Below are 26892 nucleotides of genomic sequence, written 5' to 3'. Positions count from 1 at the left end.
GTACTCCAACACCAACGCCGACAACTGGTACTCCAACACCAACGCCGACAACTGGTACTCCAACACCAACGCCGACAACTGGTACTCCAACACCAACGCCGACACCGATAGTTGGAAGTCCTGGCATTGTTATTAGTCCGGCATCGGGATTAGTAACTACAGAAACTGGTGGCACAGACCAATTCACCATCAGACTAAACAGCCAACCTACTGCTGATGTGAGAATTGATTTGCGTACCAGCAATGAGGCAGAGGGAGTAAATTCCCCGCAAACTGTTACCTTCAATTCTGCTAATTGGAATCAGTGGCAGACTGTTACGGTAACGGGTGTGAACGATCGAGTATTTGACGGCGATAAGACTTATCAGATTGTGACTGCCCCTGCTGTCAGTGCGGATAATAACTACAACGGCCTCAATGCACCGGATGCCACTGTTGTTAACAGGGGTAACACCATACCGCCATCTAACGCTCGGATTGCTGGTGGTGATCTCAACAATCAGATTCTTGGTGGTATTGCCACAGTAAGTTTTTCCCAAGCTACTTACCAAGTTAATGAAAGTCCCACAGGAATCGTTCAGAAACAAATTACCCTCACTCGCACTGGAGATCTAAGCAACATTTCCACGGTGTACCTAGCACCTCCTACTGGTTCAGCGACTGTGGGAACAGATTGGAAAGTTCCCCCCAATTTCTCTCCTCAACTCACCTTTAACCCAGGCGAAAACAGCAAAACTTTCACCATTGACATTTTACCGGATGGTCAATTTGAGGGAACAGAAGAAATTGCGTTTCGGATTGAGCGTGCGGATAATGCCATGATTAGCGCCGCCAACACTACTACCTTGCAAATTTTGGATGCTCAAGGGCCTCCCACGGTAAATTTTTCCCAAGCTACTTACCAAGTCAATGAAAGTCCCACAGGAAGCGTTCAGAAACAAATTACCCTCACTCGCACTGGGAATCTAAACAACTTTTCCAGGGTGTACCTAGAACCTCCTACTGGTTCAGCGACTTTCGGAACAGATTGGAACCTTCCGCCCAATTTCTTTCCTGAACTCACATTTAACCCAGGCGAAAATAGCAAAACTTTCACAATTAACGTTGTTCCGGATGGTCAATTAGAGGGAACAGAAGAAATTGCGTTTCGGATCACCAATCGGGATAATGCCATTATTGGCACCCAAAACACTGCTACTTTGCAAATTTTGGATGCTCAGGGACCTCCTACAATTAATTTCTCCCCAGCTACTTACCAAGTCAATGAAAGTCGTACAAGAATCAGTCAGACACAAATTACCCTCACTCGCACAGGGAATCTCAACAACTCTTCCAGGGTGTACCTACAACCTCCTACTGGTTCAGCGACTTTTGGCACTGATTGGAATACCCCTAATTTCTCTCCTGAACTCACCTTTAACCCAGGCGAAAATAGCAAAAGTTTCTTAATTGACATCTTACCGGATGGTCAAGTTGAGGGAACAGAAGAAATTGCGTTTCGGATTGCCAATGGGGATAATGCCAATATCGGCACCCAGAGCTCTGCCAGTCTGAAAATTATCGATGCTGAATCTACACTCAACAACAACCCGCCGGTGGTGACTAATTCCCTCTCGAATCAACGTGGTCCCAATCCCCGCCGCGACTTCAATTTGACTCTTGCTCCCAACACCTTTACCGATTACGATCCAGGTGACATCCTCACTTACTCCTACTCAATAATTCCAGAGTTCCAAGGCAACGTCGGACCCTTCGGTTCCAACCCTCTCGATTGGCTGACCTTCGACCCCAATACCGGCACTTTCATTCCACCCAATTGGCTTAATTTCGACCCGAATACGCTGACTTTTAGCGTGAATTTGAGTGCTGGCAATGTCCCCCCACAATTCTATGTGCCAATTAAGGTGACAGCAACGGACAAGGCTGGTGCCAGCGTCAGCGACTTCTTCCACCTGTACCGCGCCGACAGCCTCTCGGGCATCGCAATTGACGGTTATATCTCCGGTGCAACTGTGTTCTTAGATGCCAACAAAAACGGCATACTCGACACCAACGAGCCATCCACCACCACCGATAGCAACGGTGAGTTCAATCTCAACATCTCCTTCGACATTTTCGACACCAACAAAAACGGAGAAATCGACCCATCAGAAGGCAACTTAGTGGTCACAGGAGGCACTGACACCGCCACCGGCTTACCGCTAGAAACACCACTCACCGCACCCCCAGATTCCACAGTTGTCACCCTCCTAACCAGCTTAATCGCCGACTTAATCGACAAAGGAATTGCACCCGAACAAGCCCAATCTTTAGTCAAAGCCGCCCTTTCTCTCCCCGCCGATGTTGACCTAACTAGCTTAGATCCAATCTTAGCGACCAACAACAATCAACCGGGCGGAGTCGAAGTCTTAGCCGCAATGGTGAAAGTCCAAAACTTCATCACCCAAACCAGCGCTTTGATTGACGGTGCTTCCAGTGCAGTCAATACTGATATTGTCAAGGCTGTTGTCAGTTCAATTACCGCTCAAATTCAATCCGGTACAGTCTTAAACCTCAGCAATGCCGCAGCCTTAGAACCAATCATTCAGCAAACTGCCGCGAAAATCCAGCAAATTGACCCCAGTTTCAACTCTCAACAAATCAGCCAAATTACATCGCAATGCGCGACAGTAATGGCAACAGCCAATCAGCGCATTGATGCCGCTGTCTCCAACCCAACAGGAACATCAATTCCTGAATCACTTGCCCGCCTCCAACAAGTAGCCTTGGGCCCAACCACTCAAGAATTCAAAGAAGTTGGTACAGGAAATAAACCAATTTCCCAGGTAGTTGCTGACAATACTGGTACTGCTTTAGATAGCAGAATTGAAGCTGTAGTATTGCCGACTGGGATTGCCACTCCTGTTGTCAGCGGTGATGCAGATTTGGGCAGCAATTCCCCGAATGCAATTCTCGGTACCAATGGCGACGATATCCTAAGTGGCGACAGCGGGAATAATGTGTTGATGGGCATGAGGGGCAATGATTACCTCGATGGAGTTCTGGGGAATGACACTATTTTCGGTGGCAAAGGTAGCGATACAATCCTCGGAAGTAGCGGTGATGATGTCTTGTTTGGCAACCGTGGTGCTGACATTTTGAACGGCGATGATGGTAATGATATTCTTTACGGAGGTAAGGGAGATGATTTACTCAATGGCGGTTTAGGAATTGATACCTTGGTAGGAGGAATGGGAGTAGATAAATTCCTACTCTCTACCAATTCCGGTACTGACACGATTACCTATTTTGAAGTCGGTAAAGACTTGTTAGTATTGGGTAACGGGTTGAGTTTCTCGCAATTGGCGGTTGCTCAAGATAGCAGTGCAACTTTAATCCGGTTTGCACAAACAGGGGAGATTTTAGCTTCTCTCAGTGGTGTTTCGGCTAGCAGTATCAGTGCCGTTAATTTCGGATTGATTTGAGATTGAATGCGCCGGGGGAGCAATCCCTTATCCCCTGGCCATATTCACTCGGCGGTTGAAACCGCCGAATAATCTTCAATCCGCGCAGGCGGATTTTGTCTGTGTAGACGCGGTTTCAACCGCCCAGTTTTCTTTCACATCAGCAGCGCTGATATCGCATTCCTGGTAACTGCGAAACTAATCCCAACAATTCCAACTGCAAAAGTATACTAGAAACTGTTCCTGCTTCTAATCCAGACACTTCGACAATTGTATCAAAAGAAATCGACCCAGATACGATCGCACTTAACACCTTAGCCAATTCCGGCTCCAACAGCGGCCCTTGCTTCTCAACCGTCGGATTTGCGGGAAATAGCGACAACTGCTCGGCTCTATCCAATTTTGGCATAGCTCCGAGCATTTCCAACAACCTGTCTTCGCTTAACAGTCGATCGCTACTCGGCAGAATCGGATGAGCACCTTTACTCAGCAACTCCAAACATCCAAAAGAACGCTCATCATCCAATCTGCCCGTCAAAACATACACATCCCGGCAAAAATCATTCGCTTGATAAGCAGTAATTAAAGCACCCGATTTATGGGGAGCTTCTATCACGATTGTAGCGCGACTTAAGCCAGCAATTATGCGATTTCGGCGCGGAAAATTAGTTCTATTCGGTTGAGTACCCGCCGGATATTCACTAATTACCAATCCCTGCTGCAAAATGCGATCGCACAACCTCTCATTTTGTTTAGGATATACAATATCTACTCCCGTCCCCACTACTGCGAAAGTCCTTCCTCCCGCCTCCAAACAGCCTGTATGAGCCTCTGTATCAATGCCCGTCGCCAATCCCGAAACCACAGTAAAACCGCTTCTAGCCAAAGCCGTACTAATTTTGCGAGTCCACCTTCTACCGTATTCCGAAGGGCTGCGAGTCCCAACAATTGCCACCGTCGGCGTAATTCCTTGATTCTCTTTTACATCAACTAAACCGCGATAATACAACACTGGTGGCGGATTGGGAATTTCCAATAATAAGCGGGGATAATCTGGATCAGCTGGCGTCCAGAAACAGGGATTTTTTATAAGATGTTTTTCGATAAATTCTTGGGGATTGAGTTTAGTGCGTTCTTGCACAATGGTTTCAATTATCTGCTTGCCGAACCCTTCGATTCGCATTAAATCTACTGGTTTTGCCGCCCAAGCTTCTGCCAAACTCTTAAAATTTTGGTGCAATCTTTGCAACAAAATCGGCCCGATACCGTTAATTTGGGACCATGCCAACCAGTAAGCGCGTTCTTCTAGCAACGAGTTACCCTCAACTTATCTGAGAATAATTTTATCATCTTCGGTGGAATGAATATAGTAGGGAAACGGCACTGCCATTTCCTGTATTCCTTGGCTAGGGAAATGGCACTGCCGTGGCCTGTATTTTCACAGATGTCCGGGTAAAGAAATGGCACTGCTGTGTTCTGTATTTCCACAGATTTAAAACTGTTATATACTTTTTTTACGAACCGCGAAGGCGCGAATAAAGCGAAGAGAATTAAAAGGGAACTTGACAATTACTAGCTAGGTTTTCCAGTCAACGAAACGGGCGTAAATATAAGCAATAATTTCTCCGATCACAGTCCGAAAACCTTCGCTCGATTTCCACCATTCTTGTGGGTTGTAATCTTGCGATTCAGCAGCTATAATCCCGACTTTAATTTCAGGATTCAGGACTTCTTTGAAAACAATCCAACTTCTGCGGGCGTGAGGGCCAAAAGAATAAAGATTAATTGATTCAACTTTTATGGCAGAAGCAGCCAGCCAATCGCGAAGTGCGATCGCCGAAGCAGCAGTGCGGTGTTTGACAACACTCGCTGCTGGTACTGCTACTACTTGGTTTGTATCAAATCCTAGCGCAATAAAAGTCGCGGCAGTTAGTTCGGCATAATTTTTATATTCAGCAAGATAGAAGCCTTTACTTAAAGGAACTCCTGTGGTAATTAATTGGCGGTATTCGCCTTTTTTGAATTCTGCGATCGCACTTTCGATCGCATAATCCGGCAACCACCCTTCGACAACCAAGATATCTGCTTTAATCGGCGCATTTACAGCCAAAAACGGATGGATATTTGTGAGAATTAAGAGCATTAAAATTATCAATCCCGTGCTTGCAATTACCCAACCTTCCCTGGTAATTACCCACATTTCTCGACGACGGATTAGACGAATTCTCATTTTAACTCGATCTAGATGTTTTCAGGTATGGAGGCAGATTCGGCGAGACTGGGGAAGAGGGAAATAGTGAGAAAGTGATATAATTTCCCAATGCCCAATGCCCCATTCCCAATGCCCCATTCCCAAATTATTGGTGTTTAAGATACTCAAAAACGCTTTTATCCCCAATATCCTGCGGCATCGGTTGAAAAAACTTGCGTACAGCAAAGATAATAAACAAAGCCGCCCAAACTGCCAGCAAAAATTGTTCATTTTCGGCTGACAAAAATCCAAAAATATGTCCTAAAATTAACAAAGGAACTCCCGGAGTCAAAAACTTAGTTTCGAGGCGATTAAAGCAGAATGCTTCCTTAAAATAAATGCCATTTAAGGCAGCAAAAGTAAAGCCAATTCCCCACAAAGTGGCGGGATGTTCGTACACTGCTAAAGCTAGAGGTTGGCTGCTTTGTAGGGCCACAAACAATGCTGCCGCGCCGCCGATCGCCCAAAACGCCTGTAGTGTTCGGTGCAGCGCAATCATGTAAATGTGAATAGTTGCCAAGCTGACGCCTAAAGCTATCCAGAAACAAGCAAAAACAGGCGTTACAGCTTGGATTGCCATCGGGTTGTCGCCCTGTTGTAGCACCAGAGTAGTGCCGATCGCAAAACACAGCGCCGCCACCCCCAATCCAGCGCGGTAAATCAACACTCCCGTGCGATCGTTTTGAGTAATCGTAAATTCGCCGAATTGTCCTTGATAGACTGGCGATTCATCAGGTGATTTCAGTAGTTGCATTACAGCTTCCTCCTATCAGACACGAATGTACTTCTGCCAAGATATACTTTATTGATAAACCGATCCAGCGAGACCGAGCGATGCCTAAATTTAACAAGCCTAAACTTAACCAGCCTAAAGTTAACAAGTCTAAAGTTAACAAGTCTAAAGTTAACAAGTCTAAAGTGGACGATCGCCCAAAGCAAAGCCAATCCCTTCCTTCACAATCCGAACTTCCTCCAGTTCAGCTTGATGAAACCATTGTAGCAGGCAGAAGACCGAAACCGGTCAACGACTTTCAGAGCCTGCTGGAGGAATTATCCGAATTGAGAGCGGGGTTCGATCCAGAAACGTTAGCGCATCTCGATAAAAATATGCCATTTAATAACAAGCAATTGGAAACTAAAATCAGTAAGATTTTGGGTTCTAAAAATATTGATTGTACTCTAAAAAATACAGTCAAATATCTAGAGTACATCAAGCAAAATATTCAACTTCCCTGCCACGTTACTGGCATAGAAGAGTTTGAATGGGAAGAAGAATATACAATGGGTTCCGGCAGCAAAAAAGAATATGCACGGCTCAAAAAAACTCAACCTTCTTATACTGATAGATTCACAATTAGTCGGTTGGAGGATTTGGTGGTTCAGGAAGAAGGCATATTTGTGGAAGTGCAGCGCGTCAGCGATCGCCAAAAGTTTATGTTGCCTTTATTCGAGTTAGAGTCAGTTGATGTAATTTCCCGCAACAATCAGTTATTAGATGATTATGCCGTGTGGTTTATCAATTATTAAGGAAGAGTGGAAAAGTGAAAGAGTGGGGGATGGGAAGAGAGGAAGAGTGGGAGAAGGGGAGAGTGGGGATGGAAAAAATCTTCCTTCTTCCTTCTTCCTGACATCCGTTACAGAATCCGTTGCCGAACTTCCTTCTTCCTTCTCCCTGACATCCGGTACATCCGTTACAGAATCCGTTGCCGAACTTCCTTCTTCCTTCTTAATTAAATGGAAGCCGACAAGTGCGATCGCGAAACCAAAGCCAAAGCTTCAACCAAACTGCGAACAGCCGCAATCATCGCCACTTCGCTATTGAGTTGGCTGACAGCAGAACCGACACCAACACCCGCAGCACCGGCTCCAATAGCGAGGGGTGCGGTGACACTGGAGATACCGGAAGCGCAGAGTACGGGGACGGATACGGCGCGGGAAATTTCAAAGGCGGCAGCCAAAGTAGGCGCTGCTTTTTCAATTAATCCCAATGTGCCGGCGTGAATTGGTTGAGCGCTGGTGCCACCTTCGGTTTGGATGATGTTAGCGCCAGCTTTGACTAATTCAATTGCTAACTGCACTTGTTTGTCGAGTGCCAAAATGTGGGGAACTGTTACAGAAAGAGTGATGTTGGGAAACAGCGATCGAGTTTCGCGAGTCAACTGCAAAACTTCCTCAGCTTCAAAGCGGCGGCCTACTGCGTAGAAAGCATCAAAGTTACCAATTTCAATCAAATCAGCGCCAGCTTCTACCGCAGGCACAAACTTTTCCGGTTCCACAGCAGATACACAAATTGGCAAATTTGTCAACTGTTTTGCCATCAATACCAAATCGCGATCGGCAGCAATATCGACAAAGGAAGCACCGCCGAGATCCGCTGCTTTGACGACAGCCGCAACGTTGGCGGCATCAAAATTATTTAAACCGCTGATAATTTTCAGGGCGCGACCTTGCTCAAATGCGCGCTGCAATTTAGAATTTACACTCATCGTTAGTTTTCCAACTCAAAAAATTTCTTAGACTCATTTTGACACGAATTAGAACAATTTTTGGTTTTTAATTCTTAATTTTTAATTACTACGCGGCTGGCGAAATTTGTAAACATCTTTGATAACTTGTGCCCAGCCGTCAGAGAGAGATTCGAGAATACGAGATCCCTTTTCTTTCGTCGCCACCGTCGCATCGCCCAACACACCGCTTTCAGTCAACTCTCGCGTCAGCCAAGCAAAAGGCAAATTCCCTTCCATACTCAGCAAACTGTCTGTTGGTAAACCCTGCGGGTATTCGCAAACAGCCAGTTCCATTTTCACCTGTTCGGGCAAAATTGACAACATCAAACTCGTTTCTGCATCGCCCGCGTGAATTCCAAACTCCAATTCCTTCGCAGTTAATAATTCAGCAGCCACATTCGGAACGCCCCAAACAAACAGCGGAAAAACAGAAAAATCCTGATATTTCTGATGAATATCCCGCGCCGCAATTTCCATTACCTGTGGCTGTCCGCCGTGACCATTCATTAACACTAATTTTCTAAATCCAGCTTGATAAATACTGTCCGCAATTTCACTGATTACTGCTAAAACAGTCTGAGCACTGAGCATAATTGTACCGGGAAAATGGCAGTGTTCGTTCGACTTGCCATAGTACAAAGGTGGCAAAGCATAGGCGGGAATATTTGCCTCTAACTTTGCCAGGGCTTTGCCTGCCACCGCTGTGCTAATTGCCGCATCTACAATTAAAGGCAAATGGGGGCCGTGCTGTTCGATCGCACCTAGCGGCTGAATTATCACCGTGTTTTCCTTATCCAGCATAGACTGAATTTCGGTCCAAGTTAGATAGGGAAAAAAGCGCGATTCTGGAATAAAATTGTGCATATTGTGGCGACAATAGTAAAAGTAAGCAAGGCAATCAATTAACCTGAAAACTAAAAATAAATTCCCTAGATAGCTAGTAGAGAAATGATGCTGTCTCTCCGTAGATGCTATAATTTATAGCAGATGCTTTAAGAGGGCGCTGATGTACGCTCGCCTGCTCAGACAGAAAGACATAGAGACCACTAATTGATGGAAGCTTGGCAAACCCCACAAACTAATTTAACCGACATTCCGATCGCCGATGAACTGTCGCGCCGCATCCCTAGATCACACGATCACAAAGCAGAAAACCGAGCGCTGCAAACGCTTGCCCGACAATTGGCAACCTCACCCCACAGGCTGCTCAAAACACTGGTGGCGATCGCAAAAGATTTGTGCGGTGCAGGAAGTGTCGGAGTATGCTTACTAGAAGAAAATGCCCGTTCCGAACAAATCTTTCGGTGGGAGGCATTGGCGGGCGCGTGGGAAGCAGCAGAAAATACAAACACACCCCGCAAATTGCGTTTGTCTGGCCCCCCGATCGATCGCCAAACTCCTCAGCTTTACTTCGCTCCCGAACAATATTTTACCGACTTACAGCAGCTAGAATTGCCGATCGCCGAAGCGTTAGTCGTGCCACTGGAAGCAGAAAATCAACCGCTGGGGTCAATATGGATTGTATCTCACGATTCCGATCGCCAATTCGATGCCGAAGACTTGCGGATCGCGATCGTCCTAGCAGACTTTGCCGTTGCCGCCGTACAAATCGATCGCGCCAATCAAACCAAAGAAGCTTTGCGAGAAAGCGAAGAACGGTGGCAGCTAGCCTTGCAGGGCAACAACGATGGCATTTGGGATCACAACCTGCAAACCAATTGCCAGATCCTGAGCGATCGCTGTTTAGAGATTTTGGAACGTCGGCCTGAAGAAGTCAAGGAATTCAGCCAATTTTTGAGCTACATTCATCCCGATGATTTGGAGATAATGCAAAGCAATTGGCAGCAGCACTTGGATCGAGAAACCTCACATTACTGCTGCGAGTACCGCATCCGTTGTGGGGACGGGCGCTACAAATGGGTTTTAGCCAGAGGGCGAGCAATTTGGGACGAGTCAGGCAATCCCTTGCGGGCTGTGGGTTCCGTGACAGATATCAGCGAGCGCAAACAAACTGAAATTGCTTTGAAACAAAGCGAAGAACGTTTGAGCGTCGCCATCGAAGGCTCAGGCATGGCAACCTGGGATTTAGACGTGCGAACAAATCGAGTAATTTGGTCGGCGACCCATTTCAGCATTTTGGGCTGCGAACCGGTACCCGGTGGCGAAGCAAGCGCGGTTGTGTGGGAAAACAGCGTGCATCCAGACGACTTAAAGCAAGTCCTACAGGAAATAGAAACAGCTCGGCAAACACGATCGCTCTACTCCCCCGAATACCGCATCATCCGGGCCGACAGCGGAGAAATCCGCTGGTTGAGCGCGTTCGGGCGCTATCTCTACGACGAGGCAGGCGAAGCAGTGCGGTTTATCGGAGTATTATTTGATGCTACCGATCGCAAAAAAGCCGAACTCGCCCTACAAGAAAGCGAACAAACCGTGCGCCGTCAACTTCTAGAGATAGAGTCGCTCTACCAAACAACTCCCGTGGGTTTAGCCGTTTTAGACACAGATTTGCGGTTCCTGCGGATCAACCAGCGGTTTGCCCAAATGAACGGCCTGGCCGTCGAAGCGCACATCGGCCGCACCCTGCGCGAAATTGTCCCCGACTGGGCAGACACAGCCGAACCTTTGTTGGGCCACCTTCTAGACACCGGAGAACCGATCCGAAATTTTGAACTCACGGGTGAAACCAGGGATCAACCCACTGTTGTTCGCACTTGGCTCCAGAATTGGTGGCCGCTCAGAGACAGGGGCCCAGAGATTGTCGGAATTCATATGGTGGTACAGGAAATTACCGCTCGCAAAATGGCCGAACTCGCCTTGCAAGAAAGCTACAACCGTTTCCAATCAGCTACAAGGGCGATCGACGGGATGGTGTTTGAGTGGGATTTGGTAGCAAACTCAGTTTACCGTTCCGAGGGACTGTGCTCGATCGTCGGTGTCTACCCAGAGGATGCACCGGCAACAGCAGAGTGGTGGAGAGAACGCATCCATCCTGTCGATTTGGCACGCATCCAAGCCGGGGGGCAATCAATCTTGAATATTCCGGATCGCTATGAAATCGAGTACCGAGTCCAGCACCAAGACGGGCGCTGGATCGATGTTTCGGAGCGCGGCTGTTTGATCCGCAACCAGCAAGGTGAAGCAACCAAAATAGTCGGCTTCACCAGCAACATTACCCAGCGTAAACAAGCAGAAGCAGCACTGTGCGATCGTGAAACCCACCTGCAGTTGATTCTCGACAGCGCCAAAGACTACGCCATCTTCACCCTCGACATTGGTGGACACGTTACCAGTTGGAACGCAGGGGCCCAGAGATTGCTGGGCTATTCCGAAACTGAAATCGTCGGGCAGCACGGACGCATCATCTTTACTCCAGAAGACTCAGCAGCCCGAATGCCGGAAGCAGAAATGCACATCGCCCTGACTCAGGGAAGAGGAGAAAACGAGCGCTGGCACGTCCGCAAAGACGGCAGCCGCTTTTGGGGTAGCGGGCTGGTGAGGCCCCTGCGCGACGCAGACGGCGAGGTGCAAGGTTTCCTGAAAATTATGCAGGACAAAACCGAGCGCCGGCAAATAGAAGAAGCACTGCGGCACAGCGAAAATCTCTATCGCACCCTCGCCGATGGTGTCCCGGAATTAATGTGGATCAACACCGCCGACGGCAGGTTAGAGTTTTGCAACCAACACTGGAAAAGCTACACCGGGATGATGCCAGAATTGCCGATGCTTGCGCCGGTGCTGCAATTATTTCATCCTGATGATCTGCCAGCAGTTGTCGCCACGCGCACTCCTGCGATTGCAGCAGGGGAGGCCTACGAATTCGAGTGTCGGGTACGCAGGTTTGATGGTAATTATCGCTGGCATCTAGCGCGACTTGTACCAGTCAAAGACAGGAAGGGAAAGGTGTTGCAATGGGCTGGTATCGGCATTGATATTGACGATCGCAAACGAGCCGAAGAAAGCTTAGCAGAAAGCGATCGCCGCTTCCGCTTCCTGGCTGAGTCGCTGCCCCACCTGATTTGGAACGTAAGTTCCGGCGGACAAATTCGCTTTACCAATCAACAAAAATGGTTGGAATATCTGGGGATGTCTTACGAGGAAGCCGTTCAAAGCAATTGGGAATCCCTAGTCCCACCCTCGGATTTGGCAGAATCTTGGGCCCGTTGGGAAGAATGTCTAATCACAGGAGAAGTTTATCAAGTTGAGCTGCGCCTCCGGCGGGCAGTAGACCAAATGGAACGCTGGCATTTGTCCCGGGCCGTGCCAATTCGCGACGCAGGAGGCCAGATTGTCGAGTGGATCGGCACAAACACCGATATTCACGATCGCAAACAAGCCCAACTCAACGAGCAGTTTCTCTCTGATCTCGAAGCCCGCTTGCGGCAGCGCTTCAACCCCGCAGAAATGTTGTCGGAAGCGATGAACAGTCTGGGAGAATATTTAAAGGTCGATCGCTGCATCTGGCACGAAATTGATGTAGAAGCCGATCGGGCAATTGTGCAGCAAGACTGGCACCAATCCGACCTTGCCAGCACCGTCGGCATCTATCAAATCTCAGACTTTAAGACGCGAGAACTGAAAACTCTCTCTTGGGCAGGTCAAACCCTTGTCATCTCAGATATCGCTAATCACCCGTATACAGCCCATTTGGTCGATAACTACGGTGCCGTGTCCATTCGCGCTTTGGTCGATGTTCCCTGCCTTCAGGAAGGGCGCTGGGTGGCTCTTTTGCTGGTGGCATCAAAGGTGGTTCGGCACTGGCGGCCCGATGAAGTTTGGCTAATGCAAGAAGTGGTGGCTCGCCTCTGGACGGTGATCCTGCACGCGCGAGCCCTGCATGAGCTGCACGAAAGCGAGGCTAGGTTCCGCGCTCTAGCTGACAACATCGCTCAGTTGGCCTGGATGACAGATGCTGCTGGGGCGATTTTTTGGTATAACCAGCGGTGGTTTGACTACACGGGCACCACCCTAGAGGAAATGCAGGGCTGGGGCTGGCAAAAGGTACAGCACCCGGAACACCTCGAGCGCGTTGTCGCAAAATTTAGGCGTTGCATTGAAACAGGGGAACTCTGGGAAGATACTTTCCCCTTGCGGGGCAAAGACGGATCGTACCGCTGGTTTCTCTCCCGCGCGGTGGCGATTCGCGACGATCAAGGCAACGTGCTGCGCTGGTGTGGCACTAACACCGATATTACCGATCGCAAAGTTGCAGAAGCGGAACGGGAACGCCTTCTAGCACGGGAAAAGGCAGCGCGGGAAGAGGCAGAACAGGCTAACCGCGTCAAAGACGAATTTTTGGCTGTTTTGTCCCACGAATTGCGGACTCCCTTAAACCCGATTATGGGCTGGGCGAAGCTGCTTCAATCGAACATTCTGACACCGGAAAAGCAGCGTTACGCCTTAGAGACGATCGAGCGCAACGCCAAACTGCAAACCCAGCTTATCGAAGATTTGCTCGACGTGTCGGGGATTCTGCAAGGTAAGGTTAACTTGAATATTGCACCTGTGGATTTAGCCGGGGTAATCAGCGCCGCCATTGAAACGATGCGTCTGGCGGCGGAAGTCAAGTCGATTCAAATCCGCACTCAATTTGCACCGAATCTCGGCCCGGTGTTGGGCGATGCGGGCAGACTTCAGCAGGTAGTCTGGAATTTGCTGTCAAATGCCGTCAAGTTCACCCCGCCCGGAGGCAAAATTGAAGTCGTTCTCGATCGGGTGGACACCTTGGCCCAAATTACTGTAACTGATACGGGAAAAGGTATAGAACCTGATTTTCTGCCCTATGTATTCGACTACTTCCGGCAAGCTGACAGCTCGATGACGCGCAAGTTTGGCGGATTGGGTTTAGGATTGGCGATCGTCCGCCATCTCGTCGAACTCCACGGCGGTACAGTGAAATCTGACAGTCCCGGCGAAGGACAAGGTGCAACCTTGACTGTCAGGATACCTCTGATGCCGATCCAATCTCAGACAAGTCCTGCGGGAACTGCGTCGCCGGATCAATCCTTCAATTTGAGCGGTGTCAAGGTATTAGCGGTGGATGATGAGGCCGATGCGCTAGATTTAGTGGTTTTTCTGCTTGAGGAGTGTGGGGCAAGTGTTACAGCAGTTGCTAACGCCGCCGATGCCTTGGCGGTTTTAACTGAGTCTGTGCCGGATTTGCTGTTGAGCGATATTGGAATGCCCGACACGGACGGTTATATGTTGATGCGACAGGTTCGGGCTCTGGCGCCCGACAAAGGGGGACGGATTCCGGCGATCGCCCTCACGGCTTATGCTGGAGAAATTGACTATCAGCAGGCGCTGGCTGCGGGGTTCCAGCGCCACATTTCTAAGCCTTTAGATCCCGACAAGTTGGTGCAGGCGATTTGGGAGGTACTCGATCGATCGGGCAAAAACCTTATTTAAAGTGTTTTTGTGTCGGAAAAGTCTTTATTTAACGAACCGCGAAGATGCAAAGAACGCGGTCGGCGAAGCCGTTCCCGAAGGGTAGGAGGAAGGGAAGAAGATAGGAAGAAGTTAATAATCTCAATTCCGCTTATATCTGAGATATTGCACCCTTTTCAATCAGCGTTTTATTGACTGGCTAGGAGCAATGGCGCACAATAAAATTAACTTTTTGTGGAACAGGCATCTTGCCTGTTCATAAAAAGCTTATTGAAAATGGTGTAACATCCCAGATGTAACCAATTTTATTGTCGTTTGCTCGCGCATCATCTCAAACAAAAAAACCTCACAGATGGAGGTTTTTTGATTATTTTTGGTGCTAGTCGGACAGGTTAAAACATCCTGTCCCTGCATAATGCCCACAGCCCTAAGACTCGATTCTTAGCGGTAGTCACTTCGCACGGCTGGCTCGCGATCACTCGTTGTAGTTGTATAGCGGACATTTTCTTCGCGTTTGCGGGGAATCAAACCCAACAAACCAGACAAGCCTAGCAATCCCAACCATCCCCAATCAAAATCGCGATCGGTCTCAGCATTGTAGACATCGGAACGAGGAGTTGTGGTGGTTGTAGTGCTGTTAGTACCGGAAGTAGTACCGCCCGTTGTATCTGTCTGAGCTGAAGCAGGGAGATGAGCTGGTGCTAGGGCTAAACCAGCAGCTATAATACCTGCACCGATTGCTTTGGATAAATCAGAACGTTTCATAATTCAAATGCTCTCTGTTGGCTAAAATCTTTAACTATCAAAACTATATCAATGGGCTTTTAAAGTTAAATCCATCTCTAGCAGTAAAGATGGTTATGTTCCACCTATAACTACAGATTGATATCCAATTTTTAGCAGGCACACAAAATGAAATATTGCTCGCGGAGGCACTCCGGTACTAGACATAGGGGGTCTGGCACCTCACTCGGTTATGAGGCACTCCGGCAGTCCCGACAATAGACAAGGTGTTGTTTACAAAAAAAGGTAAACTCAGATATTGCACAGATAAGTGTTGGAACTCGATCGACGGAGATCAAAACTTTTGGGTATAGAGTTACGCAGCTACGTATTTCTAGACAACTTGCAGCCACAGCACGCAGCATACATCGGCACAGTCGCCGCCGGATTCTTGCCGCTGCCAGGGGATGCGTCGCTGTGGATAGAAATCTCGCCCGGTATCGAAATTAACCGAATTACCGATGTCGCCCTCAAATCTGCCTCCGTGCGCCCAGGGGTGCAGATAGTCGAACGCTTGTACGGCCTTCTGGAAGTACACTCGAGTCAGCAGGGGGAAACGCGGGCAGCAGGCAAAGCAATTCTAGAATTCATCGGAGTCCGCAGAGAAGAATGTATCAAACCGCGAGTGATTTCCAGTCAAATTATTCGCAATATTGATGCCCACCAAACACAATTAATCAACCGCACCCGGCGCGGACAGTTGCTGCTGGCGGGACAAACGCTTTACGTCTTGGAAGTAGAACCGGCGGCCTATGCAGCGCTGGCGGCTAATGAAGCAGAAAAAGGCGCATCTATTAACATCTTAGAGGTTCAGGCTGTAGGTAGTTTCGGACGGCTTTACCTCGGCGGCGCAGAACGAGATATTATAGCAGGTTCCCAGGCAGCAATTGCGGCGGTGGAAAGCGTGACGGGTAGAGAAAATCCAGCAATTTTTGGTCGCAAGGAATAGCCGTTAAAGGAGATGCAATTATGGCAAATACACAGCATTTAGCGCTGTTAAAAAAAGGTGCAGTCACTTGGATTAAATGGAGAAGTCTCAACCCAAATATAGAACCGGATCTCAGCGAAGCTAACCTCGCGGAAGCAAATCTCAGAGGTGCACATCTTTGGCGCTCGAACCTTTTTAAAACAGATTTGTTTAAGGCTAAATTAATTGCCGCAAACCTGGCAGAATCTAATTTTAGTTTAGCAAATCTTGCGGGAGCGCAACTGCTGGAATCTAATTTAATTAAAGCTAATTTAACGGGAACCAACCTGCAAGCGGCTGACATCAGGGGATCTGATTTGAGCGGTGCTAATTTAATTGGGGCTGACCTCACCGCTGCTAATCTCCAACAAACCGATTTCGGTGATGCGAATTTAATCGGTGCGGTGATGTCTGGAGTTAATGCGATGGGCGCGAACCTCAACTGTGCTAATCTCAGTCAAGCTAATCTCACTCAAGCCGAATTGATTGAAGCACATTGCTATGCAGCTAATTTCTCTAAAGCTAACCTCGGAGAAGCTCACTTCACTGGAGCATATCTTTTCCGGGCAAATCTCTGTTTTGCACAGTTGATCGCGGCAGATTTCCGGTGGACAAACCTTGGCAAAGCTGATTTGAGAGGGGCTAATTTGACCGGGGCAAATCTCAGGGGAGCGAACTTGGCGGGAGCTAATTTGGGTGAAGCTATTTTGAAAGGAACAATCATGCCTGATGGCAGCATTGTTTGATAAATATTGGATAATATTTAGTCCTGTGAAATAACGGCGATAGTTAAAAAAAGCCAGTTGCGGGTTTACCGAAAGGATTGCCAAAACATGAGCTTTTGGGGCGGGTTGAGGCTTTCTCTCGAATATAACAAAGCCGAGATTGAGTAAACTCGCCTCGGCTCAAAACTCACAACTGTCGATCGATTAATTTTGGCCAGGGGGCGATATTTGATAAAGTCCTCTAACGGGCCCTGGATCACTCGGTGAATTTTGCTGCTGCGTTGGAAGTGTAAACTGATCTTGGAGTCCGGCGGGAGTGGGGAAACAGGCGCTTGGTTGAGGTCCTAGCTGGCAAGCTGCAGGCAGTGCCATGATTGAGGCATCGAAGGGATTGACGGCATCTGGCACGCGCAGAATCGGGTCGCTGGAAACTTGCCGCTGCATTACTCGTCGGTAGAAGCCGTTGACGCGACTAGCATCCCGCTCAATTTCTTTTTCGGGAAAGGCAACGACGCCGCTGGCGGAACCGATGCCTAAATAGTCGCCCAAGTAACCTTGCAAGCTGACGTTGTGGTAAAAGTCTCCTGAAGCTTGAAAAAATTGTCGGTTGAAGTCGTCGGCAATCGGGTGAAATCGCTCTGTTTGTGCTTGAGCTGGTTTGACGGATGACATTGCGGCAGAGGCGACAGCGAGAATCAACGCGCCGCTCAGGCTTTTTAACTTTTGACTCATATATTTGGGCCTCCTTAATTAATTCCGATTCCAATATAAACTGATTATCGACGGATTATTTGTGTTTTTTACACGGTGTGAGTTATGGATGCTGCGGATTTAAAGGTGTTGCGCGATCGACTTCTAGATTTGTTGTGCGAGTTTGCTTATCGTGAAGGCGATTTTGTGCTGTCTTCGGGGCAGAAAAGTTCTTATTACATTAACTGTAAACCGGTGACGCTGCACGCTGAAGGTGCTTTGGCAACGGGACGTTTGCTGTTGTCGATGCTGTCGTCGGAGGTGCAAGCTGTGGGCGGTTTGACTTTGGGTGCTGACCCGATTGTAACTGCTGTGAGTGTGGTTTCGGCTCTCGAAGGTCGATCGATTCCGGCGCTAATTGTGAGAAAGGAGACGAAGGGACACGGGACAATGGCTTATATTGAGGGGCCGCTGTTGTCAGAGGGGACGAATGTGGCGGTTCTGGAGGATGTGGTGACGACGGGTAAGTCGGCGATGCAGGCGGTGGAACGGTTGCGCGGTGCGGGTTATAAAGTCGATCGCGTGTTGTCGCTGATTGACAGGGAGCAAGGTGGTGCGGAGTTTTATCGCTCTGTTGGATTGGACTTTGAAACAGTTTTTACGATTAATGATCTTCAAAAGTGGATGGCTAGCAAAAAATAGGCAAAAGTGCGATCGAACTGACCGAAGATCACCATTTTCCTGAACCGGCTTTCGGGCTTCTTCCACAACAGTTTTCAAGATATTTTTTTCTCGTTACCAGGCTCTGCCTGGTAATGAATATCTAGAGGAGCTGCCTGCATTTGAAGTGAGGAAATCGGTGTTTTATTGGGTGGGATTAGAAACGCTACCCGCTCTAATTTTATTATCAAAATCAGCTCAGGTACTTGGAGGACAAGAGAAAATAAACTTTTCGGTGCTAAACAAGCGCCAGCTTTCAGGTTCAGAATCTCTACCAATCGGCTGATTTTAGCAGAGGGAAATTATAACCTGAGTGAGATATTAACTAGAAAAGACTGTTTTAAGATGTTAGATGACGCCCAAGGAGAAGCAGTAATGATTTTACCTGCATCTATTAAAAGGAAATGGAAACTACTGGCAACAGCCTTTATTTGTCCTCTGACACTAATTGGTGTTGGCATTCAGCAACAACCGCTTCAAGCACAACAAAATCCATCTAAGACTAATGTTGCTGCTTTGCCAGATGGTATTTACCTGTACGGAGATTCGCCAAAGCCCAACCAAGTTCTTCAAAACTATATAGTGTTTCAACGCCAGGATGATCGGGTGGTTGGTGCAATCTACGCGCCGCGATCGGACTTTGCGTGCTTCACTGGTAAAATTCAGGGAAATATACTTTCCGGGAAGGCAATCTCAGCCGGAAAAATTCAAACAGTTGAAATCAATACTCAGCTAACAAATCTGCATTCTATTCGCACAATTAGCTCAAACGATCGGCGCATTCTTTCAACGTGCCAACAGACAGCGCAAGCTAACATATCCAGGTAAATCTTTTACTTAGCTCGAATGTGCATGAGGTTGGCGCTGCGTAAACTCACCCTACGAATTCAAAATTTCTCGTTACCAGGCAGAGCCTGGTAATGAAGATATAGAGGCTCTGCCTCCATTAAAAAATAGTACAAAATATGAGTTTTTACCGCCGGCTTAATGGCCCTGAAAAAAATCCGTTTTATTGAATTATTCTCAGGGATAGGCGCCATGAGATTAGGGTGTGAAGCCGCCGATGGTTCCTTGAATCGGGAAACGGAATGCCTCTTAAGCAGCGAAATTAATCCCGACGCTCAGTTAGTTTACCAGTACAGGGTAGGCGGCTAATTGACTATCGCAGTGGCAATTCTCTTCATTCTTGCGAACAGGGTGTGCGAGGGGGAGTGCAGTTGAGACAAAATTGAGTTGCTGAATAGCTTTATCTTGAAAAGGCGAAATAAAGAATTTGGGCATGACGCAGATGGCAAACTATTAACTAAAGGGCAAATAGCTACTTTTTTTGCTCATCCTAATCTCGATAAAATTCTGGATTCCTTGGTAACAAAAAAGTACCTGCAAGGGAACATCGCTATTTTCCCTTTTGGGAAACTGCTTTTAATATAACCTTAAGTAATGTGCGCCATCAGAACCCTACTTTTGAGCGGGCAGGATGCCCGCCCCACAAGAAACGAAACAGATTTAGGATTAAGTAAGATGCGCTATCAGCACCTTACTTAATCCAATTAGCTTTGGGCTACAGGTTCCTTAGCCAAAAACTTCTCTAATTCCGTCAAAGCATCGGCATCAACCTTAGTCTGCATCGGACAGAACTTAGGCCCGCACATCGAACAGAATTCAGCAGTTTTGTAGATATCCGCCGGCAAAGTTTCGTCGTGATATTCCTTTGCCCGTTCTGGATCTAATGACAGCTCAAATTGACGGTTCCAATCGAAGTTGTAACGCGCTTTCGAGAGTTCATCATCGCGATCGCGCGCACCCGGACGGCCCCGTGCAATATCTGCAGCGTGAGCCGCGATTTTGTAAGCAATCAGCCCGTTTCGGACATCCTCAGCATTCGGCAATCCTAAGTGTTCCTTCGGCGTCACGTAACACAGCATTGCAGTACCGTACCAACCAGCCATCGCCGCCCCAATTGCTGAGGTAATGTGGTCGTATCCAGGCGCAATATCTGTCACCAACGGCCCCAAAACATAGAAAGGAGCTTCCGAACACTCCTCCATTTGTTTTTTGACATTAAACTCAATTTGATCCATCGGCACGTGGCCCGGGCCTTCCACCATTACCTGCACGTCATGTTCCCAAGCTTTGCGAGTTAATTGTCCCAAAGTTTTGAGTTCCGCTAATTGAGCATCATCCGACGCATCGTGAGTGCAACCGGGGCGCAGAGAATCTCCCAAACTAAACGAAACATCGTATTTTTTGAAGATTTCAATGATGTCGTTAAAGTGAGTATAGAGGGGATTTTGTTTGTGGTGATGCAGCATCCACCGCGCCAAAATGCCGCCGCCACGAGAGACAATCCCAGTGAGTCTATTTTTTACCAACGGCAAATGCTCAATCAAAATTCCGGCGTGAATAGTTTGGTAATCAACACCTTGTTGAGCGTGTTTGTCAATGATGTGAAGAAAGTCATTGGGCGTCAGACTTTCCATATTACCATGAACGCTTTCTAGTGCTTGGTAAATTGGTACAGTACCGATCGGCACCGGTGAAGCTTTGATAATTGTAGTGCGAATTTCATCCAAATTACCGCCGCCAGTGGACAAGTCCATCACGGTATCAGCGCCGTATTTCACTGCTAATTTAAGCTTGTCAACTTCTTCTTCCATATTGGAAGAGTTGGGAGATGCACCGATATTAGCATTGACTTTGCATTTAGACGCAATGCCGATCGCCATCGGTTCTAAATTCGTGTGATTGATATTAGCCGGAATAATCATCCGTCCCCGTGCTACTTCCGCGCGGATCAGTTCTGGCGGGAGATTTTCTCGCTTCGCAACAAAGTGCATTTCCTCAGTAATTACACCTTGGCGGGCGTAGTGCATTTGAGATACATTGGTGTGCCCCTGACGCTTAGCGATCCATTCGGTACGCATATTTAATTTCCTTGATAAACAGCTTCCCTCCGCTGGTATTACCCAGACTCAGGTTCTAAGGGTGTTTTCTCAGCCCAGATATTCGGGCACCCCTAGCTAAGCTGTTGATTGTATCACCGATTTCTGTACCAGATGAAAGCAATTAAGGAAATCTTAATATAAACAATGGGGTGAGGAGATCGAAAGTGCGATCGGCCTTTTGGGGCTTCTGATATTTCTGCTGTTTAAAAAGTACAAGCGAGCGAAGCTATCCCGAAGGGAATCACACCCGATTTAACAACCTAAAAACAATCACACGTCATCAGGATTAATCCCCACTTCACGCAATTTTGCTGCTAGGCGATCGGTGCGTTGTTTTTCTTTTGAAGCTTTTTCCAGACGATAAAGTTAAAGATATGTCAGGAGATGAAGAACCTGTTGTAAATTTATCTGAGGTTTTGGGAGAAGTTTATTAGGAGGGAGCTTTAGATTTGGCGCTCGATTATTCAGTGTAGTCTATACCAGCGCTGAATGAGGGTGATTTTCAGTGGGTGCGATCGTTGTGCGTCTAAGTTGCAAGTTAATGTTTGGTTTAGTTCTTATGGGACAGACAAGATGTATAACCGGATTATGCCCAATAAATGGGTAGTAGCTGATGCACCTTTCGCTTACACTGCATCCTTGGTCTTTTGCCACTCTGCGTCCATCTCCATCCCTAACTCCTCTCCTATCTCCTTTTCTAAAAATCCTTCAACCCGCTCAATCCACATACCCATGTTTACCACGCCTCTTAACGTTCTTTCTTCAACCCGCCACTCCCAATAGATCATTCTAATCCTCGTTTCTCCTCGTACTCGACTTCTTACGATTTCTAAAAAATTCCAATACACAAACCAATAATTATATTCCATATATTTTCGGTATTCCAAAATACCATATTCAACCCATATAAAGAGACTAATCGGAATACAAATAAATAAAGTATTTTGAATTAAAAAGTAAAAGTTGCTTGGCATTAAGTTAATTAGCTTTCTCAACTCAGTAATTGCGAAGAAAAACAATCCTGTAATTACTCCAGAAACAATAGTAGCAGACATTGTTGAAAACATAACTGCCTGTAATTGTTGGGCGGACAGTTTTGTTCTCTTTTCCTTCTCTATTTTTATTATACTATCATACCAATATTCCTGTCTTAGGCGGGGATAGGATACGTATTGATAGAGTAATATAATTTGTAGGCTAGGCTCTATCTTCAAGAAAAGAAAATCCCATAGTGTTTCTGTTTCATCAAGAAGCTTGCGCATTTCGTTGTCATATCTTTCTATAGAAATTTTTCTGGACTCCTTTTCTTTTGCTATCTCAATACCCTTCTTAATTGAAACAAGTAAATGCTTCCACTTGATTTGCACTAAGTTAGTTTTCTGATCGTACAGCTCTATTGAACAGATGGGTATAATTAGTCGAGGATCTAACGAAAGCACTCGCACAGAGTTAGCTATCTCAAGCGGAACTCGACTTATAAGATAAGCCACCCGACCAGCAATAATGCTCAAATTAGAGTTAGTGGATGTTTCAAAAGGCTTCCAAATCCAGTCCAATCGCTCTTTTACTCTCTTCTGGTCTTCTGTAAGTTTGTAACTCTCAATTACTTTTTCTTGCTCGGAGTGTCGCAGCAAATGTGCTAAGAGCAATGCAGCACTACTTGCTAAGCTCTGATTGCTATGCCAAATCCAAGAAACTAGCATTTGTGTAGCTGTCGGAGTTCCTATATCAACTAGAATGTCCATCAACTCGACAGAGCTAGATTCCACCAGAGATGATTCGATCACTCCAGCTTCCACCCAATATGAGATTTTTGACACAGCTAAATCTCCCATTCGTACCAAAGCAGAATGTAGTACAGGACGCAGTTCAGCTCTATCTGCATACTGACGAGCCAGCACATCAGCAGCTTCAGCTAAGTTAGTCATTGACAGAGCATTCGCTGCTGCCTCGCGGCGGGCATCTATTTCTCCAATATTTTCAAGCGTATCTTTCAAGAAGTTGAATACCTCAGTGCCTCTCCGGTCGTCCGCAGCTACAGAGGCAAAGGCACGATTTACCACCTCGTCGTTACTACCTTTTCCTAGTTGATCTTTGAACCTATTGATAATTTCGTCTGCCAACGCTAAATCTACCCTCTGAGCATCAGCTAAACACTCAAAAGCAGTAATCTCCGAAATCCTGCGTACTTCCCGGATCAAATCGGTACTATCCCCAGCAAGTCCACACCAGAGTTTTACTGTCTCACGCCAAGCGTCATTATCAGCTTTGAAACGAGTGAGTAGACCATCCTTATCATCTATTAACTTAGACGCAGCGAAAAACTCTTGCAAAGTAAGATGAGCAAACTGATATTTCTCACCTCCATCTATTTTGATGAGTAAGCTGCTACGTTCTACAATTTCATTTAGTAGAGGCAAAGCGTCTTGGTCAGGCTGAAGATTAAGCTCAGGAAGTAACAGCTTTATCTGCTGCAAAACCGTCTTGAATTTGATGCTAGCGCTATCTTGCTGTTGCTGCTTAGTAATATCTTGGTTGTAAATAGCTAAATCCTGGAGTACAAACCGCTTCTCCCGTGCCTGAAACTGATTGTGTTCATGATGCCATTTATCTAGCAAAATATCTGTAGATTTCCGATAGAACTCAGCGCGTGAGCGAGGCAGTACCAATGGGGTATCAGCATAGAGGTAGGCAATGATAGTTAACATGAGCGGATTGCGTGCTAACGCCATGATTCGAGGTCTGTCGTGCAACGTCTGCATGAGTTGCTCAATCGACTTTCCTGGTGGCATATATTGTTTCCACACCTTCAAAAAGTCTCGAATCTGTTGGTCGATGAATTCAACAACTTCCAGAGTCTCAAGATGGTTCAGATCGTCAAATTCACCTTTGTAGACTGCTGTACGGCAAGTAATAACGACACGACAATTTGGGTGCTTGTCCAATAAGTCCTTAATTTGTGCCACGACTTGCCAGCGATTATCGCTGTTGACTTCATCAAGACCATCTAGCAGCAACATTAGTGTACCTTGAGCTAAACTATGCTCTATAAAGAGCTGAGAATGAGGAAAATCATCTCGATCTAATGCCTCTACAAAGTGCTGTTCTAATGACTTGTCTGATTTGCTTAGCCGATGGAGCTCTAATAAAACTGGTACAGGTTGATCTGGTAGATTCAACCTACCTTCCGCGTAGCTAAGAGCAAGATACTTGAGCAGCATTGATTTACCAGAACCAGGTGCGCCTTTAACCATAAGTCGGCGATACTTGCTCACAGCACTGTAGGCATCGAGCTGTTCATTATCCCTAGTACCTGTAACTTTGAGAGGAACGTAGATCTCGCGAATCTTCAGGGGTCGATCTGGTCGAAATGGGATTTTCAACTCCTGACACTTTTCAATTAGTCCCTTTCGATAATGTCGTAGAGCAATTCCACGTAAAAGTCGAGTTCCAGCACACCTGTTATATATCCAAGTACCTACCGCGTTGAAAAAGCTGCTAACTACCTTTTGTAAGGCTTCCTTACATATACATAGTATTAGAAAAACAAACGCTGCGAGCCAACCCAGACCATCGAGTAGTCCATCGTTGACTTTCTCCCATAAATCGGAATCCTTAGCCTTCTTAAGCCGGGTATATTCGTTTTTATAAAAACTTTCTATCTCTTCTATCTCTTGAGAAGTCAGCTTCTTTTTGTACTGCTCAACCTTTTTATCGACTTCTTTTAGATCGGGAGAAAGCTTGTTCTCAATCCGAAACGCTAAATCTTCATTAAGTTTTTCCTTAATTTTGGCAATCAGTTCCTTCTTGGAAGTCGGAGTTGATTGCTGAGTGGAATGAGGTGTTGGAGTCTGAGAAAAAGTGGGTAATGTTCCAGCCCAGCCAAGCAGCAATGTCAGAATCAGTGTAAAAATTCCTGCAAGCAGTTGATTTGTGATGGGGAAAAATCTTTGCCACTTTTTACGCTGAACTCGTTTTAGCATCTTAACTTCCTTCTTTATATATAAGCATATTATATTTTGTTTCAAAAGCAAAAGCTGTAACAACTCAAGCTGCAGGGCGTTCCTACCCACAAGTTAGTCTCACCAGAGTCACCCGTGCCGATCGCGATCGCGCTCACCTTATTTGCCCCTAAGTCAGTATAGCGGAATTTAAGTCTCTTTTTCACCCGATTAAATTTTGTCTGTATCCTGTTTTAATTCGGATACAACTGCGCCGCGATCGCGCCAAGCTTCCGCATTCTCAGGCTTAATGGCGATCGCTCGATCGTAAACTGCCATTACTTATTCATACTAACCCAATATAAAATCAACGCTCACTTCTAAATCGGGAAAAGCCAGCGGCGCAACTTCTTGACCGCGCCAAAACTTGAGCATTAAACTATAACCGTTCGGGCCTGGCTGACGGTAGACTTCCAAACAATTTTCAACTAAATCTACCAGCCAAACTTCCTGAATGAGCGATCGCGCGTAAATGGATACTTTCACATCTCTGTCATAATCAACCGTACTATCTGAAACCTCCACTAGCAGCAAAACTTCAGACGGTATTGGATGGGCTGTGGCGTAGTAATCAGCGCAAGGTTGCAGCAATACAACATCCGGTTGAGGTTCAGTGCGCTCAGTCAACTGGATAGGGTCTTGGACACCCAAAATAGCAAGATTTTGTGGAATCACGCTAAAACTGCGGATCAGTCGTCGCACACAACTTGCGTGACGAGTACCAATTGCAGCCATTTTAACAATCTCTCCTTCTATTAGTTCTACCCGATCGTCCTCCAAGAGAATACCCGCCTCAGTCATCAAATGATATTCTTTTACTGTAAATAAGCGTTTTTGAAGCTGAACAGACATATAACTATTCTCCTTGTTTGCAGCTTACCTAAATTTACCATAAAAAAAACCGCCCCAAACAGATGATCTACTTCCTTGTAGCTACTGAATCCTGCTGGTTATGGCAATTCCTTCTCTAATTTCTCTACAGTTTCACTATTGATTATTCTGGGTTTCCCCGAACCGGGTTTTTCGGATAATAATTCTTCCATTCCCCCTTGACGATAGCTAGACAATCATCTGTCATTGCAGGCTAGGTACGATGTTTCCCGACGCGCACAGAAGAAGACGATACAGTTTGTACCGTTTGGGTTTTGGGCCAATGCAGAGATTGCTGTTGTTCTTGTCGGTGAGCATCTTTAACTCTGAGCGATAAGAGCTTTCAGTTCAGATTCTGTTTCCCCATTTCAATCTTGACAACTCCTGACCTTTTCGCTCTTAATATTGGGGTAGTAACTCACAAAAAGGACATCTACTAAATCTAGCAGTTTTTTAGAAAATTGGTATAATTGCTGAAACTTATTTTAATTTTTGTGGATTTATTCTTATATTATTTTAACATTATTAAATTTTCTTTGCTGATTGATACAAGAATATAATTAAATGAAATTCGTTTGAACACAATCCGATGGAGCCAACGAG

The 26892-nt window shown here is 46.6% G+C and carries 18 protein-coding genes and 1 riboswitch; of the genes, 8 read left to right on the top strand and 10 right to left on the bottom strand.

The features are described 5' to 3' along the window. Positions 1–3464: Calx-beta domain-containing protein (locus tag QUA24_RS12950; RefSeq protein ID WP_333230159.1), on the top strand; the 3464-nt coding region annotated here is incomplete at its 5' end. Between the two features lie 139 nt (positions 3465–3603). On the opposite strand, the gene dprA is transcribed toward QUA24_RS12950, so the two are convergent. The 3 genes from dprA to QUA24_RS12935 form a co-directional block, all read right to left on the bottom strand. Then, positions 3604–4755: a DNA-processing protein DprA gene (dprA, locus tag QUA24_RS12945; protein WP_333230157.1), complete on the bottom strand. Its 1152-nt coding sequence runs from the start codon at positions 4753–4755 to the stop codon at positions 3604–3606. 264 nt (positions 4756–5019) lie between these two features. Beyond that, positions 5020–5673 (bottom strand): YdcF family protein, encoded by a 654-nt coding sequence (locus tag QUA24_RS12940; RefSeq protein WP_333230155.1) that lies wholly within the window; start codon positions 5671–5673, stop codon positions 5020–5022. 127 nt (positions 5674–5800) lie between these two features. After that, positions 5801–6448: a DUF2301 domain-containing membrane protein gene (locus QUA24_RS12935; protein ID WP_333055172.1), complete on the bottom strand. Its 648-nt coding sequence runs from the start codon at positions 6446–6448 to the stop codon at positions 5801–5803. Positions 6449–6528: 80 nt separating this feature from the next. Here QUA24_RS12935 and QUA24_RS12930 point away from each other — a divergent pair, with 80 nt between their 5' ends. Then, a complete protein-coding gene (locus QUA24_RS12930) occupies positions 6529–7221 on the top strand; it encodes a calcium-binding protein (protein ID WP_333230154.1) in 693 nt (230 codons plus the stop codon). A gap of 203 nt (positions 7222–7424) precedes the next feature. On the opposite strand, the gene QUA24_RS12925 is transcribed toward QUA24_RS12930, so the two are convergent. Together QUA24_RS12925 and QUA24_RS12920 are read right to left on the bottom strand one after the other, a co-directional pair. Continuing rightward, positions 7425–8180, bottom strand: a complete 756-nt coding sequence (locus QUA24_RS12925; protein ID WP_333160931.1) for a DUF561 domain-containing protein — start codon at positions 8178–8180, stop codon at positions 7425–7427. 81 nt (positions 8181–8261) lie between these two features. Then, positions 8262–9065, bottom strand: coding sequence for a creatininase family protein (locus tag QUA24_RS12920; protein ID WP_333230152.1), 804 nt, complete (start codon positions 9063–9065; stop codon positions 8262–8264). Between the two features lie 189 nt (positions 9066–9254). Between QUA24_RS12920 and QUA24_RS12915 the strand changes: the two genes are divergently transcribed. Further along, a complete protein-coding gene (locus QUA24_RS12915) occupies positions 9255–14609 on the top strand; it encodes a PAS domain S-box protein (RefSeq protein WP_333230150.1) in 5355 nt (1784 codons plus the stop codon). A 420-nt stretch (positions 14610–15029) separates the two neighbouring features. On the opposite strand, the gene QUA24_RS12910 is transcribed toward QUA24_RS12915, so the two are convergent. Then, the gene (locus tag QUA24_RS12910) at positions 15030–15353 is read right to left on the bottom strand and encodes a WGxxGxxG family protein (protein ID WP_333213733.1); all 324 of its coding nucleotides are present in this window, start codon (positions 15351–15353) and stop codon (positions 15030–15032) included. Between the two features lie 322 nt (positions 15354–15675). Here QUA24_RS12910 and QUA24_RS12905 point away from each other — a divergent pair, with 322 nt between their 5' ends. Both QUA24_RS12905 and QUA24_RS12900 read left to right on the top strand, forming a co-directional pair. Further along, entirely contained in the window at positions 15676–16320 is a 645-nt protein-coding gene (locus tag QUA24_RS12905) for a hypothetical protein (RefSeq protein ID WP_333084286.1), read from the top strand. A gap of 20 nt (positions 16321–16340) precedes the next feature. Continuing rightward, positions 16341–17084, top strand: coding sequence for a pentapeptide repeat-containing protein (locus QUA24_RS12900; RefSeq protein WP_333230148.1), 744 nt, complete (start codon positions 16341–16343; stop codon positions 17082–17084). A 183-nt stretch (positions 17085–17267) separates the two neighbouring features. On the opposite strand, the gene QUA24_RS12895 is transcribed toward QUA24_RS12900, so the two are convergent. Next, on the bottom strand, positions 17268–17795 hold the full coding sequence (locus QUA24_RS12895; RefSeq protein WP_333230147.1) for a hypothetical protein: 528 nt from the start codon (positions 17793–17795) through the stop codon (positions 17268–17270). A gap of 84 nt (positions 17796–17879) precedes the next feature. Between QUA24_RS12895 and pyrE the strand changes: the two genes are divergently transcribed. From pyrE to QUA24_RS12880, 3 genes are all read left to right on the top strand, one after another. Then, positions 17880–18455, top strand: coding sequence for an orotate phosphoribosyltransferase (pyrE, locus tag QUA24_RS12890; protein WP_333230145.1), 576 nt, complete (start codon positions 17880–17882; stop codon positions 18453–18455). A gap of 363 nt (positions 18456–18818) precedes the next feature. Further along, positions 18819–19301 (top strand): hypothetical protein, encoded by a 483-nt coding sequence (locus QUA24_RS12885; protein WP_333230143.1) that lies wholly within the window; start codon positions 18819–18821, stop codon positions 19299–19301. A gap of 210 nt (positions 19302–19511) precedes the next feature. Continuing rightward, complete coding sequence (locus QUA24_RS12880) at positions 19512–19628, top strand: hypothetical protein (RefSeq protein ID WP_333230141.1); 117 nt, start codon at positions 19512–19514, stop codon at positions 19626–19628. Between the two features lie 395 nt (positions 19629–20023). Here QUA24_RS12880 and thiC read toward each other — a convergent pair whose 3' ends face one another. The 3 genes from thiC to QUA24_RS12865 all read right to left on the bottom strand — a co-directional run bounded on the left by thiC (position 20024) and on the right by QUA24_RS12865 (position 26271). Next, positions 20024–21397, bottom strand: a complete 1374-nt coding sequence (gene thiC, locus QUA24_RS12875) for a phosphomethylpyrimidine synthase ThiC (RefSeq protein WP_333201965.1) — start codon at positions 21395–21397, stop codon at positions 20024–20026. Positions 21398–21404: 7 nt separating this feature from the next. Beyond that, a riboswitch (TPP riboswitch) is annotated at positions 21405–21501 on the bottom strand. A gap of 543 nt (positions 21502–22044) precedes the next feature. Beyond that, positions 22045–25401 (bottom strand): NACHT domain-containing protein, encoded by a 3357-nt coding sequence (locus tag QUA24_RS12870; protein ID WP_333230139.1) that lies wholly within the window; start codon positions 25399–25401, stop codon positions 22045–22047. Positions 25402–25710: 309 nt separating this feature from the next. Then, positions 25711–26271 carry a Uma2 family endonuclease gene (locus QUA24_RS12865; protein WP_333230137.1) on the bottom strand — a complete coding sequence of 187 codons (561 nt, stop codon included), beginning with the start codon at positions 26269–26271 and terminating at the stop codon, positions 25711–25713. Between the last annotated feature and the right edge of the window lie 621 nt (positions 26272–26892).

This window comes from Microcoleus sp. Pol12B5 (genome assembly GCF_036701335.1).
GTDB lineage: Bacteria > Cyanobacteriota > Cyanobacteriia > Cyanobacteriales > Microcoleaceae > Microcoleus.
This window is presented reverse-complemented; position numbering and strand designations above follow the sequence as displayed.

Coding starts and splice junctions, on each gene's coding strand:
- QUA24_RS12940 (WP_333230155.1), bottom strand. CDS start 5,673: ATGAGAATTCGTCTAATCCGTCGTCGAGAAATGTGGGTAATTACCAGG.
- QUA24_RS12935 (WP_333055172.1), bottom strand. CDS start 6,448: ATGCAACTACTGAAATCACCTGATGAATCGCCAGTCTATCAAGGACAA.
- QUA24_RS12930 (WP_333230154.1), top strand. CDS start 6,529: ATGCCTAAATTTAACAAGCCTAAACTTAACCAGCCTAAAGTTAACAAG.
- QUA24_RS12925 (WP_333160931.1), bottom strand. CDS start 8,180: ATGAGTGTAAATTCTAAATTGCAGCGCGCATTTGAGCAAGGTCGCGCC.
- QUA24_RS12920 (WP_333230152.1), bottom strand. CDS start 9,065: ATGCACAATTTTATTCCAGAATCGCGCTTTTTTCCCTATCTAACTTGG.
- QUA24_RS12915 (WP_333230150.1), top strand. CDS start 9,255: ATGGAAGCTTGGCAAACCCCACAAACTAATTTAACCGACATTCCGATC.
- QUA24_RS12910 (WP_333213733.1), bottom strand. CDS start 15,353: ATGAAACGTTCTGATTTATCCAAAGCAATCGGTGCAGGTATTATAGCT.
- QUA24_RS12900 (WP_333230148.1), top strand. CDS start 16,341: ATGGCAAATACACAGCATTTAGCGCTGTTAAAAAAAGGTGCAGTCACT.
- QUA24_RS12895 (WP_333230147.1), bottom strand. CDS start 17,795: ATGAGTCAAAAGTTAAAAAGCCTGAGCGGCGCGTTGATTCTCGCTGTC.
- pyrE (WP_333230145.1), top strand. CDS start 17,880: ATGGATGCTGCGGATTTAAAGGTGTTGCGCGATCGACTTCTAGATTTG.
- QUA24_RS12885 (WP_333230143.1), top strand. CDS start 18,819: ATGTTAGATGACGCCCAAGGAGAAGCAGTAATGATTTTACCTGCATCT.
- QUA24_RS12880 (WP_333230141.1), top strand. CDS start 19,512: ATGAGATTAGGGTGTGAAGCCGCCGATGGTTCCTTGAATCGGGAAACG.
- thiC (WP_333201965.1), bottom strand. CDS start 21,397: ATGCGTACCGAATGGATCGCTAAGCGTCAGGGGCACACCAATGTATCT.
- QUA24_RS12870 (WP_333230139.1), bottom strand. CDS start 25,401: ATGCTAAAACGAGTTCAGCGTAAAAAGTGGCAAAGATTTTTCCCCATC.
- QUA24_RS12865 (WP_333230137.1), bottom strand. CDS start 26,271: ATGTCTGTTCAGCTTCAAAAACGCTTATTTACAGTAAAAGAATATCAT.